The sequence below is a fragment of the Actinoplanes sandaracinus genome (assembly GCF_030009775.1).
GTDB classification, from domain to species: domain Bacteria; phylum Actinomycetota; class Actinomycetes; order Mycobacteriales; family Micromonosporaceae; genus Actinoplanes; species Actinoplanes sandaracinus.
Window position 1 is genome coordinate 267,780 of the sequence record NZ_JASCTH010000004.1, and the last position, 14,670, is coordinate 282,449.

Annotated in this window: 25 protein-coding genes; all 25 read right to left on the bottom strand. The window is 66.3% G+C overall.

What is annotated here, in order from left to right:
- Positions 1-253: 253 nt before the first annotated feature.
- The 25 genes from rplO to rpsL all read right to left on the bottom strand — a co-directional run bounded on the left by rplO (position 254) and on the right by rpsL (position 14,607).
- On the bottom strand, positions 254-703 hold the full coding sequence (rplO, locus tag QLQ12_RS08000; protein ID WP_282758255.1) for a 50S ribosomal protein L15: 450 nt from the start codon (positions 701-703) through the stop codon (positions 254-256).
- Positions 703-885 (bottom strand): 50S ribosomal protein L30, encoded by a 183-nt coding sequence (gene rpmD / locus QLQ12_RS08005; protein WP_023358201.1) that lies wholly within the window; start codon positions 883-885, stop codon positions 703-705. Before rpmD ends, rplO begins: the two co-directional genes overlap by 1 nt.
- On the bottom strand, positions 885-1,508 hold the full coding sequence (gene rpsE / locus QLQ12_RS08010) for a 30S ribosomal protein S5 (RefSeq protein WP_282758259.1): 624 nt from the start codon (positions 1,506-1,508) through the stop codon (positions 885-887). Before rpsE ends, rpmD begins: the two co-directional genes overlap by 1 nt.
- A gap of 13 nt (positions 1,509-1,521) precedes the next feature.
- Positions 1,522-1,917 carry a 50S ribosomal protein L18 gene (rplR, locus tag QLQ12_RS08015; protein WP_282758261.1) on the bottom strand — a complete coding sequence of 132 codons (396 nt, stop codon included), beginning with the start codon at positions 1,915-1,917 and terminating at the stop codon, positions 1,522-1,524.
- Complete coding sequence (gene rplF, locus QLQ12_RS08020; protein ID WP_282758263.1) at positions 1,914-2,453, bottom strand: 50S ribosomal protein L6; 540 nt, start codon at positions 2,451-2,453, stop codon at positions 1,914-1,916. Before rplF ends, rplR begins: the two co-directional genes overlap by 4 nt.
- 14 nt (positions 2,454-2,467) lie before the next feature.
- The gene (rpsH, locus tag QLQ12_RS08025; RefSeq protein ID WP_014440735.1) at positions 2,468-2,875 is read right to left on the bottom strand and encodes a 30S ribosomal protein S8; all 408 of its coding nucleotides are present in this window, start codon (positions 2,873-2,875) and stop codon (positions 2,468-2,470) included.
- A 118-nt stretch (positions 2,876-2,993) separates the two neighbouring features.
- A complete protein-coding gene (locus tag QLQ12_RS08030) occupies positions 2,994-3,179 on the bottom strand; it encodes a type Z 30S ribosomal protein S14 (RefSeq protein WP_014440734.1) in 186 nt (61 codons plus the stop codon).
- Between the two features lie 2 nt (positions 3,180-3,181).
- Positions 3,182-3,751, bottom strand: coding sequence for a 50S ribosomal protein L5 (rplE, locus tag QLQ12_RS08035; protein WP_282758268.1), 570 nt, complete (start codon positions 3,749-3,751; stop codon positions 3,182-3,184).
- Entirely contained in the window at positions 3,751-4,071 is a 321-nt protein-coding gene (rplX, locus tag QLQ12_RS08040) for a 50S ribosomal protein L24 (protein ID WP_282758498.1), read from the bottom strand. The genes rplE and rplX overlap by 1 nt, the downstream gene beginning before the upstream one ends.
- Positions 4,068-4,436 carry a 50S ribosomal protein L14 gene (rplN, locus tag QLQ12_RS08045; protein ID WP_007073026.1) on the bottom strand — a complete coding sequence of 123 codons (369 nt, stop codon included), beginning with the start codon at positions 4,434-4,436 and terminating at the stop codon, positions 4,068-4,070. Before rplN ends, rplX begins: the two co-directional genes overlap by 4 nt.
- A gap of 94 nt (positions 4,437-4,530) precedes the next feature.
- Positions 4,531-4,806: a 30S ribosomal protein S17 gene (gene rpsQ / locus QLQ12_RS08050; protein WP_282758271.1), complete on the bottom strand. Its 276-nt coding sequence runs from the start codon at positions 4,804-4,806 to the stop codon at positions 4,531-4,533.
- On the bottom strand, positions 4,803-5,036 hold the full coding sequence (gene rpmC, locus QLQ12_RS08055) for a 50S ribosomal protein L29 (RefSeq protein ID WP_282758272.1): 234 nt from the start codon (positions 5,034-5,036) through the stop codon (positions 4,803-4,805). Before rpmC ends, rpsQ begins: the two co-directional genes overlap by 4 nt.
- A complete protein-coding gene (gene rplP, locus QLQ12_RS08060; RefSeq protein ID WP_014440729.1) occupies positions 5,036-5,461 on the bottom strand; it encodes a 50S ribosomal protein L16 in 426 nt (141 codons plus the stop codon). The genes rpmC and rplP overlap by 1 nt, the downstream gene beginning before the upstream one ends.
- A 3-nt stretch (positions 5,462-5,464) precedes the next feature.
- Positions 5,465-6,322 (bottom strand): 30S ribosomal protein S3, encoded by an 858-nt coding sequence (gene rpsC / locus QLQ12_RS08065; protein WP_282758273.1) that lies wholly within the window; start codon positions 6,320-6,322, stop codon positions 5,465-5,467.
- Complete coding sequence (gene rplV, locus QLQ12_RS08070; protein WP_282758274.1) at positions 6,322-6,783, bottom strand: 50S ribosomal protein L22; 462 nt, start codon at positions 6,781-6,783, stop codon at positions 6,322-6,324. The genes rpsC and rplV overlap by 1 nt, the downstream gene beginning before the upstream one ends.
- A gap of 31 nt (positions 6,784-6,814) precedes the next feature.
- Positions 6,815-7,096 (bottom strand): 30S ribosomal protein S19, encoded by a 282-nt coding sequence (gene rpsS, locus QLQ12_RS08075; RefSeq protein WP_014687760.1) that lies wholly within the window; start codon positions 7,094-7,096, stop codon positions 6,815-6,817.
- A 13-nt stretch (positions 7,097-7,109) separates the two neighbouring features.
- Positions 7,110-7,949, bottom strand: a complete 840-nt coding sequence (gene rplB, locus QLQ12_RS08080; RefSeq protein WP_282758275.1) for a 50S ribosomal protein L2 — start codon at positions 7,947-7,949, stop codon at positions 7,110-7,112.
- A 14-nt stretch (positions 7,950-7,963) separates the two neighbouring features.
- Complete coding sequence (rplW, locus tag QLQ12_RS08085) at positions 7,964-8,266, bottom strand: 50S ribosomal protein L23 (RefSeq protein ID WP_282758276.1); 303 nt, start codon at positions 8,264-8,266, stop codon at positions 7,964-7,966.
- Entirely contained in the window at positions 8,263-8,910 is a 648-nt protein-coding gene (rplD, locus tag QLQ12_RS08090; protein ID WP_282758277.1) for a 50S ribosomal protein L4, read from the bottom strand. The genes rplW and rplD overlap by 4 nt, the downstream gene beginning before the upstream one ends.
- A complete protein-coding gene (rplC, locus tag QLQ12_RS08095) occupies positions 8,907-9,560 on the bottom strand; it encodes a 50S ribosomal protein L3 (RefSeq protein ID WP_282758278.1) in 654 nt (217 codons plus the stop codon). Before rplC ends, rplD begins: the two co-directional genes overlap by 4 nt.
- 10 nt (positions 9,561-9,570) lie before the next feature.
- Entirely contained in the window at positions 9,571-9,879 is a 309-nt protein-coding gene (gene rpsJ, locus QLQ12_RS08100) for a 30S ribosomal protein S10 (protein ID WP_007073037.1), read from the bottom strand.
- A gap of 387 nt (positions 9,880-10,266) precedes the next feature.
- Positions 10,267-11,460, bottom strand: coding sequence for an elongation factor Tu (gene tuf, locus QLQ12_RS08105; protein ID WP_282758285.1), 1,194 nt, complete (start codon positions 11,458-11,460; stop codon positions 10,267-10,269).
- Between the two features lie 119 nt (positions 11,461-11,579).
- Complete coding sequence (gene fusA, locus QLQ12_RS08110) at positions 11,580-13,676, bottom strand: elongation factor G (protein WP_328518267.1); 2,097 nt, start codon at positions 13,674-13,676, stop codon at positions 11,580-11,582.
- Between the two features lie 84 nt (positions 13,677-13,760).
- Positions 13,761-14,231 (bottom strand): 30S ribosomal protein S7, encoded by a 471-nt coding sequence (gene rpsG / locus QLQ12_RS08115; protein ID WP_045745030.1) that lies wholly within the window; start codon positions 14,229-14,231, stop codon positions 13,761-13,763.
- A 1-nt stretch (position 14,232) separates the two neighbouring features.
- Positions 14,233-14,607 carry a 30S ribosomal protein S12 gene (rpsL, locus tag QLQ12_RS08120; RefSeq protein WP_014440718.1) on the bottom strand — a complete coding sequence of 125 codons (375 nt, stop codon included), beginning with the start codon at positions 14,605-14,607 and terminating at the stop codon, positions 14,233-14,235.
- Positions 14,608-14,670 lie beyond the last annotated feature (63 nt).

Genomic DNA, 14,670 nt, shown 5'->3' on the forward strand with positions numbered 1-14,670 from the left:
GAGTGCCCGTCCCACCCTACGGCAACGGCCCTGCTCCATCGAGGACAACCACTGTCCTCATCGCAACATCAGCGCAAACGGCTCTGAGACCGCCGTCACGGCGCCCGCCGGCCGAATCGCCCCTCCAGGAGTGTCCACACCGGGATCAAGGCCTCACGCGCCGCACAGGGCCGTTTGCACAACGTCCGGACAACGGAAGAGGCCGCGGCCCCGGGAGGTACCCCGGCGCCGCGGCCTCTGACCGCGTTACGTCCTACAGCTCGGTGACGGAACCACCGGCGGCAGCGATCTTCTCCTTGGCCGACTCGCTGAACGCGTGCGCCGAGATGGTCAGCGACACGCTGCCCAGCTCGCCCGAGCCCAGCACCTTGACCGGGTGGCCCTTGCGGACCGCGCCGGCCTCGACCAGCTCGGACGGGCCGACCTCGCCGCCGTTCGGGAACAGCTCGGCGAGCCGGTCCAGGTTCACGACCTGGAAGACGACCTTGTTGCGGGGCCGGTTGCCCAGACCCTTGATCTTCGGCAGACGCATGTGGATGGGCATCTGCCCACCCTCGAACGACGCCGGGGTGTTCTTACGGGCACCGGTGCCCTTGGTACCGCGACCGGCGGTCTTGCCCTTGGAGCCCTCACCGCGACCCACACGGGTCTTCGCGGTCTTGGCACCGGGCGCCGGACGCAGGTGGTGAACCTTGATCGCCATTACTCGACCTCCTCGACACTGACGAGGTGGTTCACCGCGAAGATCATGCCCCGAATTTCGGGACGGTCTTCCTTGACCACCACATCGTTGATCCGCTTCAGCCCGAGCGACCGCAGGGAGTCCCGCTGGTTCTGCTTACGGCCGATACCGGACCGGAGCTGGGTGACCTTCAAGCGCGCCATCAGTGCACCGCCGCTTCCGCACGCGCCGCCAGCATGGCAGCCGGAGCCACGTCCTCGACCGGCAGGCCACGGCGAGCCGCGACCATCTCCGGCGACTCGAGGCCCTTCAGCGCGGCCACCGTCGCGTGCACGATGTTGATCGGGTTCGACGAGCCGAGGCTCTTCGAGAGGATGTCGTGGATCCCCGCGCACTCCAGCACGGCGCGCACCGGGCCACCGGCGATAACACCGGTACCGGCGGACGCCGGCTTGAGGAGGACGACACCCGCTGCGGCTTCGCCGGTGATCGGGTGCGGAATGGTCGCACCGATACGCGGAACCTTGAAGAAGTGCTTCTTGGCCTCCTCGACGCCCTTGGCGATCGCCGCGGGCACCTCCTTGGCCTTTCCGTAGCCGATACCGACGGTGCCGTCACCGTCGCCGACGATCACCAGGGCGGTGAAGCTGAAGCGACGACCACCCTTGACGACCTTGGCCACACGGTTGATCGCGACGACCCGCTCCAGGTGCGGAGTCTTCTCGACGGGTGCGTTGCCGCGCCCGCCCTCGCGACGGTTGTCCCTGCGGTTGCCACCCTCGGTGTTACCGCCGGACCCGCCGCCTCGGCGCTGCTGACCAGGCATTGGTCAATTCCTCCTAGAACTCGAGTCCGGCTTCGCGAGCGGCGTCCGCAAGCGCGGCGATACGGCCCGCGTACTTGTTGCCACCCCGGTCGAATACGACCTTGGAAATCCCCGCGGTCTTGGCACGCTCGGCGAGCAGTGCACCGACCTTGCCGGACAGCGCGGTCTTGTCGCCCTCGCCACCCCGGATCGAGGAGTCGAGCGTGGACGCCGAAGCCAGCGTGTGGCCCTTGAGGTCGTCGATGATCTGCGCGCTGATGTGCCGCGCGGACCGGGTGACGACCAGGCGGGGACGCTCGGCCGTACCACGGACGTTCTTGCGGACCCGGAAGTGCCGACGCGCCTTGCCGACGGCACGCTTGGCGGCGGCCCCGCCGCCGTTGCGGCGCTTGAGCAGCGTGGCGGTCACTTCTTACCTGCCTTTCCAGCCTTGCGGCGGATGACCTCGCCCTGGTACTTGACGCCCTTGCCCTTGTAGGGCTCCGGCGGGCGGATCTTGCGAATGTTCGCGGAGATCTCACCCACCAGCTGCTTGTCGATACCGGTGACGGTGAACTGGGTCGGCTTCTCGACCGAGAAGGAGATGCCGGCCGGCGGAACCACGACCACCGGGTGCGAGAAACCGAGAGCGAACTCCAGGTCCTTGCCCTTGGCGGTGACGCGGTAACCGGTGCCGTTGATCTCCAGCACCTTCTTGTAACCCTCGGTCACGCCCACGATCATGTTGGCGACCAGGGTGCGCGAAAGGCCGTGCAGTTCCTTGGCCTTACGCTCGTCGTTGGGGCGGTTGACGACCAACTCGCCAGCGTCCTGCGAGACCGTGATGGGCTCGGCGACGGTGTGCGAGAGCTCGCCCTTGGGGCCCTTGACCTTGACGGTCTGCCCCGTGATGGTCACGTCGACGCCGGCCGGGACCGGGATCGACTTACGTCCGATTCGCGACATGTCAAAGTCTCCAGTTACCAGACGAAGGCGAGGACTTCCCCGCCAACACTCCGCTTGCGGGCCTGCTTGTCGGTAAGCAGTCCCTGGGACGTCGAAATGATCGCGACACCGAGACCACCGAGCACGCGGGGCAGCTCGTCGGACTTGGCGTAAACCCGCAGGCCGGGCTTCGAGACGCGCTTGATGCCGGCGAGGCTGCGCTCGCGGTTCTGGCCGTACTTGAGCTCAACGACCAGACGCTTGCCGACCGCGCCCTCCTCGGGCTCCTCAGACGTCCACGACGCGATGTAACCCTCGGCCTTGAGGACCTCGGCGATGTTCGCCTTGATCTTCGAGTAGGGCATCGTCACCTTGTCGTGGTACGCCTGGTTGGCGTTGCGCAGACGCGTGAGCATGTCTGCGATCGGGTCCGTCATCGTCATGGGTATTCGTCAACCTTTCTCGCCGGGGTTCCCGAGCAGAACTCAGGCCTACGGCGAAGCGGTATTACATTCGGGTCCGCCTGGTGGCCCGCCGTCGAGGGCGGGCCGGGGCGGAAAGTTACCAGGAGGCCTTGGACACGCCGGGGAGCTCACCACGGTGGGCCATGTCCCGCACGCAAACGCGGCACAGGCCGAACTTGCGGTAGACCGAGTGCGGGCGACCGCACTTCTGGCAGCGGGTGTACGCACGCACGGCGAACTTCGGCTTCGCGGCCGCCTTGATGATCAGCGCCTTCTTAGCCATGCTCAGTTCTCCTTGAACGGGAAGCCGAGGAGCTTGAGCAGCGCCCGGCCCTCGTCGTCGGTCGAGGCGGTGGTGACCACCGTGATGTCCATGCCCCGCGGCCGATCGATCTTGTCCTGATCGATCTCGTGGAACACCGACTGCTCGGTCAGACCGAAGGTGTAGTTGCCGTGCCCGTCCAGCTTCTTGCCGTCAAGACCGCGGAAGTCACGGATACGCGGCAGCGAGATCGAGAGCAGCCGGTCCAGGAACTCCCACATCCGGTCGCCACGGAGGGTGACCTTCGCACCGATCGGCATGCCCTCACGCAGCTTGAACTGCGCGATGGACTTGGTCGCCCGGCGGACCAGCGGCTTCTGACCGGTGATCGTGGTCAGATCGCGGACCGCGCCGTCGATCAGCTTGGCGTCCCGGGCAGCCTCGCCGACACCCATGTTCACGACGACCTTGACCAGGCCGGGCGTCTGCATGGGGTTGCCGTACTTGAACTGCTCCTGGATGGCCGGCACGACCTCGGAGCGGTACTTCTGCTTGAGGCGCGGCAGCGTCTTGGTCTCGGTGGCGGCAGTCATCAGAGTTCCTTACCGGTCGTACGCGCGATCCGGACCTTGGTTCCGTTGTCGTCGATCCGGTAGCCGATACGGGTCGGCTTGCCCTGGTCGTCCACAACCTGCACGTTCGAGATGTGGATCGCGGCTTCCTGGGTGACGATGCCACCGGTCTTCGAACCGCGCTGGTTCGTGCGGATGCGCTCGTGCTTCTTGACTCGGTTGACGCCCTCGACCAGGACCTTGTCCCGCGTCGGGTAGGCCGCGATGACCTTACCCTTGGCGCCCTTGTCCTTACCGGCGATGACGACGACCGTGTCGCCCTTCTTGATCTTCACGGTCAGAGCACCTCCGGCGCCAGGCTGATGATCTTCATGAACCGCTTGTCACGCAGCTCGCGCCCGACCGGGCCGAAGATGCGGGTACCGCGGGGATCTCCGCCGTCCTTGATGATGACGGCGGCGTTCTCGTCGAAGCGGATGTACGAGCCGTCGGGACGGCGCTTCTCCTTGGCGGTGCGGACGACGACAGCCTTGACGACGTCACCCTTCTTCACACCGGCACCCGGGATGGCGTCCTTGACCGTGGCCACGATGACGTCACCGATGCTCGCGTAACGGCGACCGGAACCGCCGAGTACCCGGATGCACAGGATCTCCCTGGCACCCGTGTTGTCGGCGACGCGCAGTCGCGACTCCTGCTGGATCACGTCTGTCTCCTATGTCTGCCAGTTCTCCGGGTCACAGACCCGAAGCTTGGCGGAACGATGGTCCGCTGGGCCGGCCGGAGCCGGCCCAGCGCACTCACTTGGCCTTTTCGAGGATCTCCACGATGCGCCACCGCTTGGTGGCGGAGAGCGGACGAGTCTCCATGATCGAAACCCGGTCACCGGTTCCGGCCGCGTTCTGCTCGTCGTGCACCTTCAGCTTCCGCGTACGGCGGATGACCTTGCCGTACAGGGCGTGCTTGACCCGGTCCTCGACCTCGACGACAACGGTCTTGTCCATCTTGTCGCTGACCACGAGTCCCTCACGCACCTTGCGCTGAGCGCGCGGAGCGGTGGTGGTGTTCTCACTCATGCCGTCACCTCATCCGGCGCGACCGAGAGACCAAGCTCCCGCTCACGCATGATCGTATAGATCTTCGCGATGTCCTTGCGCACAACCTGCAGCCGACGGTGATTGTCGAGCTGGCCGGTCGCACGCTGCACGCGAAGGTTGAACAGCTCCGCCTTGGCCTCCCGCAGCTTCACGACCAGCTCCTCCTCGGAGAGTTCGCGGAGCTCGGCTGCCTTAACGCCCGCTGCCATCAGCTTTCACCCACTTCGCGTGTCACGATGCGGCACTTCATCGGGAGCTTGTGGATCGCGCGGCGCATCGCCTCACGCGCGACCGTCTCGTTCGGGAACGACATCTCGAAGAGAATGCGTCCCGGCTTGACGTTCGCCACCCACCACTCGGGAGAACCCTTACCAGAACCCATGCGGGTTTCGGCCGGCTTCTTGGTCAGAGCCTGGTCCGGGAAGATCGAGATCCAGACCTTGCCACCACGCTTGATGTGGCGGGTCATCGCGATACGCGCCGACTCGATCTGCCGGTTCGTCACGTACGCGGGCTCGAGAGCCTGGATACCGAACTCGCCGAAGACGACCCGGTTACCGCCCTTGGACGCGCCACTGCGGTCCGGGTGATGCGGCTTACGGAAGCCCTTTGGGGGCTTACGCGGCATCAGCATGTGTCAGCCCTCCTGCTGCGTCTCGGCCGGAGCCGGAGCCGCGGCGACCGCGGCGTCGTTCACGTTCTCGCCGGCCGGGGCGTCGCCGCCACGAGCCTGAGCGGCCGCACGGCCGGCCTCGGTGCCGCCCGCGGTCGTGCCGGACGAACCGGAACGGCCACGACGCGGACGCTCGGGACGGTCGGCGCGGTCACGGCGCGGACGCGCGGGCGCCTCAGCCACGGCCTCGCGACCCGGTACGGCGTCGCCCTTGTAGATCCAGACCTTCACGCCGATCCGGCCGAACGTGGTACGGGCCTCGAAGAAGCCGTACTCGATGTTCGCCCGCAGCGTGTGCAGCGGAACGCGACCCTCACGGTAGAACTCCGTGCGGCTCATCTCCGCGCCGCCGAGGCGGCCGGAGACCTGAACCCGGATGCCCTTGCAGATCGGGTTCTTCATGGCCGACTGCATGGCCTTACGCATCGCGCGACGGAAGCTGACCCGGGAGGACAGCTGCTCGGCGACGCCCTGGGCAACCAGCTGAGCGTCCGACTCGGGGCTCTTCACCTCGAGGATGTTCAGCTGGACCTGCTTGCCGGTCAGCTTCTCGAGCTCGCCACGGATCCGGTCGGCCTCCGCACCCTTACGGCCGATGACGATGCCCGGCCGGGCGGTGTGGATGTCGACGCGCACCCGGTCACGGGTCCGCTCAATGTCGACCTTGGAGATGCCGGCGCGCTCGAGGCCCTTGGACATCATGCGGCGGATCTTGACGTCCTCGCCGATGTAGTCCTTGTAGAGCTTGTCCGCGAACCAGCGGCTCCGCCAGTCGGTGGAAATGCCGAGACGGAACCCGGTGGGGTGAACCTTCTGGCCCATTACTCGGCACCCTCCTGGTTGGCAGCCCCAGCGCTCTGGGACTCGGCCTTCGGCGCAGCCTTCTTGCTGCCGGAAGCCTTCTTCGCCGGGCGGGCCGTCTGGACCGCCTCGACCGCGATGGTGATGTGACAGGTGCGCTTGCGGATCCGGTAAGCCCGGCCCTGCGCACGCGGACGGAAACGCTTGAGCGTGGGGCCCTCGTCGACGAACGCCTCACTGACGAGGAGTGCGTCGGGGTCGAGCCGCTCGTTGTTCTCAGCGTTCGCGATCGCGCTGGCAAGCACCTTGTAGACCTGCTCGCTCGCCGACTGCGGCGCGAACTGCAGGCGGATCAGAGCCTCCTTCGCGGGCAGACCGCGGACGAGGTTGACCACACGGCGAGCCTTGCTCGGCGAGATGCGGACGTGCTTCGCAACTGCGCGAGAGCCCGGAAGCGCCGGAGCGTCATTCTTTACTGGCATCGCTGTAACCCCCTTCTTATCCGTGGACTGACTAGCGACGACGGCTCTTGCGGTCGTCCTTCTCGTGACCCTTGAACGTGCGGGTCAGAGCGAACTCGCCGAGCTTGTGACCGACCATGGCCTCGGTGACGAACACCGGGACGTGCTTGCGACCGTCGTGCACCGCGATCGTGTGCCCGAGCATGTCGGGAATGATCGTCGAGCGCCGCGACCAGGTCTTGATGACGTTCTTCGAGTTCTTCTCGTTCTGGACTTCCACCTTCTTGAGGAGGTGGTCGTCGACGAACGGGCCCTTCTTCAGGCTGCGAGGCATCTTTTAACTCCCGTTACCCGCGCTTGCGGGTGGCGTAGCGGCGGCGAACGATCAGCTTGTCGCTCTCCTGGCCCTTGCGGCGGGTACGGCCCTCCGGCTTTCCAGCCGGGTTGACCGGGTGGCGACCACCGGAGGTCTTACCCTCACCACCACCGTGCGGGTGGTCGACGGGGTTCATGGCGACACCACGGACGGTCGGGCGCTTGCCCTTCCAGCGCATGCGGCCGGCCTTACCCCAGTTGATGTTCGACTGCTCGGCGTTGCCGATCTCGCCGACCGTCGCGCGGCAGCGGATGTCGACACGCCGGATCTCACCGGAGGGCATACGCAGCGTGGCGTAGGCGCCCTCACGGCCGAGCAGCTGGATACCGACACCGGCCGAACGGGCCAGCTTGGCTCCACCGCCGGGACGAAGCTCCACACCGTGGACCGTCGTACCGACCGGGATGTTACGCAGGGGAAGGTTGTTCCCCGGCTTGATGTCCGAGCCCACGCCCGACTCGACGCGGTCGCCCTGCTTCAGGTCCTTCGGCGCGAGGATGTAGCGCTTCTCACCGTCGGCGTAGTGCAGCAGAGCGATGCGGGAGGTGCGGTTGGGGTCGTACTCGATGTGAGCGACCTTGGCCGGCACGCCGTCCTTGTCGTTCCGCTTGAAGTCGATCAGCCGGTACTGCCGCTTGTGGCCACCGCCCTGGTGCCGGGTGGTGATCCGGCCGTGGACGTTGCGGCCACCCTTCTTGGGCAGCGGAACCAGCAGAGACTTCTCCGGAGTCGACCGGGTGATCTCGGCGAAGTCGGCGACGCTGGAGCCACGACGGCCCGGCGTGGTCGGCTTGTACTTACGGATTGCCATGATTCACAAACCCCTTAGCTGACCGGGCCGCCGAAGGCCTCGATACGGTCACCGTCAGCCAGCTTCACCATCGCGCGCTTGGTCGCCTTGCGCTGACCCCAACCGGTCTTGGTGCGCTTGCGCTTGCCCTCGCGGTTCGCGGTGTTGACCGTCAGCACGCGGACGTTGAAGATCTGCTGGATCGCGATCTTGATCTGGGTCTTGTTCGCGTCCGGGTCGACGAGGAACGTGTACCAGTTCTGGTCGAGAACGCTGTAGCTCTTCTCGGAGACCACCGGGGCGACGATGATGTCGCGCGGGTCGGCGATCGTGCTCACTTGTCGCCCTCCTCGGACTTCTCGGACCCGCCCAGGAACTCGTCGAGCGCGACCTTGGTGAAGACGACCTCGTCGGCCACCAGCACGTCGTAGGTGTTGAGCTGACCGGACTCGATGAGGTGCACGGTCGGCTCGTTGCGCAGCGAAACCCAGTTCAGCTCGTCCTGGCTGTCCAGAACGACCAGGACCTTGGTGGTCTGGGCGACCTTGCGCAGCGTCGCGATCGCGGCCTTCGTCGACGGCTTCTCGCCGCTGACGAACGACTCGACCACGTGCACGCGACCGTCACGCGCCCGGTCCGAGAGGGCGCCACGCAGAGCGGCGGCCTTCATCTTCTTGGGAGTCCGCTGGCTGTAGTCGCGCGGCACGGGGCCGTGCACGACGCCACCACCGGTGAACTGCGGCGCGCGGATCGAGCCCTGACGAGCCCGGCCGGTGCCCTTCTGCTTGTACGGCTTCTTGCCGCCGCCGGCGACCTCGCCGCGGTTCTTGGCCTTGTGCGTGCCCTGACGGGCCGCGGCCAGCTGCGCCACGACGACCTGGTGCATCAGCGGGATGTTCGCCTGCACGTCGAAGACGCTGGCGGGCAGGTCGACAGAGCCGGCCTTGGCGCCCTCGATGTTGATCACGTCAACCGAGCTCACTTGGCACCGCCCTTCTTCTTCGCCGCGGTACGGACCAGGATCAGCGCGCCCTTGGGACCGGGCACCGCGCCCCGCACCAGGATGATGTTGCTCTCAGCGTCGACCGCCTGGATGGTCAGGTTCTGCACGGTGAAGCGCTTGCCACCCATGCGACCGGCCATCTTGACGCCCTTGAAGACGCGGCCGGGCGTGGCGCACGCGCCGATCGAACCCGGCGAGCGGTGCTTGCGCTCGACACCGTGGCTCGCACGCAGACCGTGGAAGCCGTGCCGCTTCATGACACCGGCGTAGCCCTTGCCCTTGGTCTTACCGGTGACGTCGATCGGCTGGCCGGCCGCGAACGCCTCGACGGTGACCTCCTGGCCGAGCTCGTACTCGCCGGCGTCGGTGGTGCGCAGCTCCACGATGTGCCGCCGCGGCGAAACGCCGGCCTTGGCGAACTGGCCGCTCTCCGGCTTGTTGACCTTCCGCGGGTCGATCGCGCCGTAAGCCAGCTGGACCGCGGAGTAGCCGTCCTTCTCATCGGTGCGGACCTGGGTCACGACGCACGGGCCGGCCTGCACCACGGTCACCGGGACAACCTTGTTGTTGTCCCAGACCTGGGTCATGCCGAGCTTGGCGCCCAGGATCCCCTTAACTTGCCTGTCCATTGTCCGGTCCCTACAGCTTGATCTCGATGTCGACGCCAGCCGGCAGGTCGAGGCGCATGAGCGAGTCGACCGTCTTCGGGGTCGGGTCGATGATGTCGATCAGACGCTTGTGCGTGCGCATCTCGAAGTGCTCGCGCGAGTCCTTGTACTTGTGCGGCGAACGGATCACGCAGAAACGGTTGATCTCCGTGGGCAGCGGCACCGGGCCCGCGACCTGCGCCCCGGTACGCGTCACCGTCTCGACGATCTTCCGCGCCGAGGAGTCGACGACCTCGTGGTCATAGGCCTTGAGCCGGATGCGGATCTTCTGTCCCGCCATGGTGGCTTCTGTTTCCTTCTCTCGATGCCGCTACGTGCGGAGGCGGTGCCTCCGCATGCCCGCAGGACCGTTGATCCTGCGTTGTCCGACCCCCGCGGTCGGGCGTGTCGCGCCTCTTCACAGAATGCTGGGCATTCTGCTGTCGGCCCCTGCCCCCTGACTGCTGGGGTAGACGCCGATCGCGGAGATCTGGGGGCCGGGCGGCAAGTCAAAACACACCCGGACACCCGGCGAGGGTGGGTAGCTATACGAGACAGCCACCCACCCCGCGCGGACGCAACCTGACTAGTATGCCGGATTGAATCCGGCAATGCTAATCGGGGTCACCTCTGAGGGTTGTTCGCGACGTCACGTGACGCTAAGCCACCGCCGCGAACAGTTCTCAGATCAGACGTTGATCTTCGTGACCGTTCCGGCGCCGACGGTGCGGCCACCCTCACGGATCGCGAACTTCAGGCCCTGCTCCATGGCGATCGGCTGGATCAGCTTGACCGACATCGAGGTGGAGTCGCCCGGCATGACCATCTCGGTGCCCTCGGGCAGCGTGACGACGCCGGTGACGTCCGTGGTGCGGAAGTAGAACTGCGGGCGGTAGTTCTGGAAGAACGGGGTGTGCCGGCCGCCCTCTTCCTTCGAGAGGATGTAGACCTGGCCCTCGAACTCCGTGTGCGGGGTGCTCGTGCCGGGCTTGACCACGACCATGCCGCGCTCGACGTCCTCGCGCTTGATGCCGCGGAGCAGCAGACCGACGTTCTCACCCGCGCGGGCCTCGTCGAGCAGCTTGCGGAACATCTCGATGCCGGTGCAGACGGTCTTGGTCGACTTCTCGCGGATACCGACGATCTCGACCTCCTCGTTCGGCTTGAGGATGCCACGCTCGGCGCGACCGGTCACCACGGTGCCACGGCCGGTGATCGTGAAGACGTCCTCGATCGGCATGAGGAACGGCTTCTCGGTCTCACGCTCGGGCTGCGGGATCGCGGTGTCGACCGCGTTCATCAGCTCCATGAGCTTGCCGGTCCACTCCGGGTCGCCCTCGAGCGCCTTGAGCGCCGAGACGCGCACGACCGGAAGGTCGTCGCCCGGGAACTCGTAGGTGCTGAGCAGCTCGCGGACCTCGAGCTCGACGAGCTCCAGGAGCTCCTCGTCCTCGACCATGTCGCTCTTGTTCAGGGCGACGACGATGTACGGAACGCCGACCTGGCGGGCCAGGAGCACGTGCTCCTTGGTCTGCGGCATCGGGCCGTCGGTGGCGGCCACGACCAGGATCGCGCCGTCCATCTGCGCGGCACCGGTGATCATGTTCTTGATGTAGTCAGCGTGGCCGGGGCAGTCCACGTGCGCGTAGTGACGCGACGCGGTCTGGTACTCGACGTGCGCGATCGAGATCGTGATACCACGGGCCTTCTCTTCAGGCGCCTTGTCGATCTCGTCGAACGGGGTGTACGGGTTCAGGTCCGGGAACTCGTCGTGCAGGACCTTCGTGATGGCCGCAGTCAGCGTCGTCTTACCGTGGTCGATGTGACCAATGGTGCCGATGTTGACGTGCGGCTTAGTCCGCTCGAACTTCGCCTTCGCCACTGGTGTCCTCCTGTGGACTGTGTCATTACTTTTCGCCCGGCACGCCGATAAGGCGCTCAGGACTCTGTCGACTGCTCGTGCACGTGCGGCCCTCGACGGACCGCACGTGCCTCAACGCGTCAGGCGCCGGTGGCCTTAGCGATGATCTCCTTCGCGACGCTCGCGGGAACCTCGGCGTAGGAGTCGAACTGCATGCTGTAGCTAGCCCGGCCGGCGGTCTTCGACCGCAGGTCGCCGACGTAGCCGAACATCTCCGAGAGCGGCACCAGAGCCTTGATGACGCGAGCGCCGTGACGCTCCTCCATCGACTGGATCATGCCACGACGGGAGTTGAGGTCGCCGATGACGTCACCCATGTTGTCCTCAGGGGTGGTGACCTCGACGGCCATCATCGGCTCGAGGAGAGCGGGGTCGGCCTTGCGGGCCGCCTCCTTCATCGCCATCGAGCCGGCGATCTTGAACGCCATCTCAGACGAGTCGACCTCGTGGTACTGACCGTCGACAAGCGTGAACTTGACGCCGACCAGCGGGTAACCGGCGAGGACGCCGTACTGCAGGGAGTCCTGCGCGCCCGCGTCCACCGAGGGGATGAACTCCTTGGGGATGCGACCACCGGTCACCGCGTTGACGAACTCGTACGTGGGCCCGTCCGCGCCGAGCTCCAGCGGGCCGACGGTGACGACGACCTTCGCGTACTGGCCCGAACCACCGGTCTGCTTCTTGTGGACGTACGTGAGCTTCTCCACGGTGCCGCGGATCGTCTCGCGGTACGCCACCTGCGGCTTACCGATGTTGGCCTCGACGTTGAACTCGCGGCGCATGCGGTCCACCAGGATGTCCAGGTGGAGCTCGCCCATGCCGGCGATGATCGTCTGACCGGTCTCCTCGTCGTTGAAGACGCGGAAGGTCGGGTCCTCTTCGGCCAGGCGCTGGATCGCGGTGCCCAGCTTCTCCTGGTCCGACTTGGTCTTCGGCTCGATGGCGACCTGGATGACCGGCTCAGGGAAGGTCATCGACTCCAGGATGACCGGGTTCGCCGGGTCGCTGAGCGTGTCACCGGTGGTGGTCTGCTTGAGACCCTGGACGGCGATGATGTCGCCGGCCTGCGCGGTGGCGCGCTCCTCACGCTTGTTCGCGTGCATCTGGTAGATCTTGCCGATCCGCTCTTTACGGTCCTTGGTGGAGTTGACCACCTGGGAACCGGAGTCGAGCGTGCCGGAGTAGACCCGGACGTAGGTCAGCTTGCCGAGGTGCTTGTCCGTCTGGATCTTGAAGGCCAGACCGGAGAACGGCTCGTCGTTCGAGGGCTTGCGCAGCATCGCCGTCTCGCCGTCGGTGGCCGTGCCCTCGATCGCCGGGATGTCCAGCGGCGACGGCAGGTAGTCGACGACGGCGTCGAGCATGGGCTGAACGCCCTTGTTCTTGAACGCCGAGCCACACAGGACCGGGTTGGCCTTGCTGGCGATCGTGGCGCGCCGGATGGCGGCCCTGATCTCGTCGACCGAGACCTCTTCGCCCTCGAGGTACTTCTCCATGACCGCGTCATCGACGTCGGCCAGGGTCTCGATCAGCTTCTCGCGCCACTCGTTCGCGGAGTCGACCAGGTCGGCCGGGATCTCCTCGATCGCGTAGTCCTCACCCTTCTGGGTCTCCCCACGCCAGGTGAGCGCCTTCATGTCGATCAGGTCGACGACACCGATGTGGTCACCCTCGAGCCCGATCGGGATCTGGAGGACCAGCGGAGTGGCGTTGAGCCGGTCGATCATCATCTGGACGCAGCGGAAGAAGTCGGCACCGGTCCGGTCGAGCTTGTTGACGAAGCACATCCGGGGGACGTCGTACTTGTCCGCCTGGCGCCACACGTTCTCGGTCTGGGGCTCGACACCGGCCACACCGTCGTACACCGCGACCGCACCGTCGAGCACCCGCAGCGACCGCTCGACCTCGACCGTGAAGTCGACGTGGCCGGGCGTGTCGATGATCTGAATCGTGTAGCCCTTCCACTCGCACTTCGTGGCGGCGGAGGTGATGGTGATACCGCGTTCCTGCTCCTGCTCCATCCAGTCCATGACGGCGGCGCCCTCGTGGACCTCACCGATCTTGTACGTGATGCCGGTGTAGAACAGGATCCGCTCGGTCGTCGTGGTCTTACCAGCGTCGATGTGCGCCATGATGCCGATGTTGCGTACCTTGGCGAGCGCGTCTGCGGCGGCCACTTCCATCCCTACTTTTCTTCGTCGTCGTCTCGTGGACCGGTACGACTGCCGTGGCCCGGCCGGAGCCGGGCCCGCAGCAGGGTCTTACCAGCGGTAGTGCGCGAAGGCCTTGTTGGACTCCGCCATCTTGTGAGTGTCCTCGCGACGCTTGACCGCGGCGCCGAGACCGTTGCTGGCGTCGAGCAGCTCGTTCTGGAGGCGCTCGATCATGGTCTTCTCGCGGCGGGCCTTGGAGTACTGGACCAGCCAGCGCAGACCGAGGGTGGTCTGACGCGGGGTACGAACCTCGACCGGCACCTGGTAGGTCGCGCCACCGACGCGGCGGCTGCGGACCTCGAGGGTCGGCTTCACGTTGTCCATCGCGCGCTTGAGGATGACCACCGGGTCGGTGCCGCTCTTCTCGCGGGCACCTTCCAGGGCTCCGTACACGATGCGCTCGGCGAGCTGGCGCTTGCCGGCGACGAGGATCTTGTTGACCAGCTGAGTCACCAGCGGGGAGTTGTACACCGGGTCAGCGACCACAGGGTGGCGCGGAGCGGGTCCCTTACGCGGCATATCAGCTCTTCTCCTTCTTCGCGCCGTAACGGCTGCGGGCCTGCTTGCGGTTGCGGACACCCTGGGTGTCCAGCGAACCGCGAACGATCTTGTAGCGGACGCCCGGAAGGTCCTTAACACGACCGCCACGCACGAGCACGATCGAGTGCTCCTGCAGGTTGTGGCCGACGCCCGGGATGTACGCCGTCACCTCGATCTGGCTGCTGAGCTTCACACGAGCGACCTTGCGCAGCGCAGAGTTCGGCTTCTTGGGGGTGGTGGTGTACACGCGCGTGCACACGCCGCGCCGCTGAGGACTTCCCTTCAGCGCCGGCGTCTTCGTCTTGCTCGTCTTCGCCTGGCGGCCCTTGCGGACCAGCTGCTGGATCGTGGGCACCGGGTTTCTCCGCTCCCTTCGGCCGCTTCCTGTAATACGGCCGCACCGTGTATGTCTGCCTCT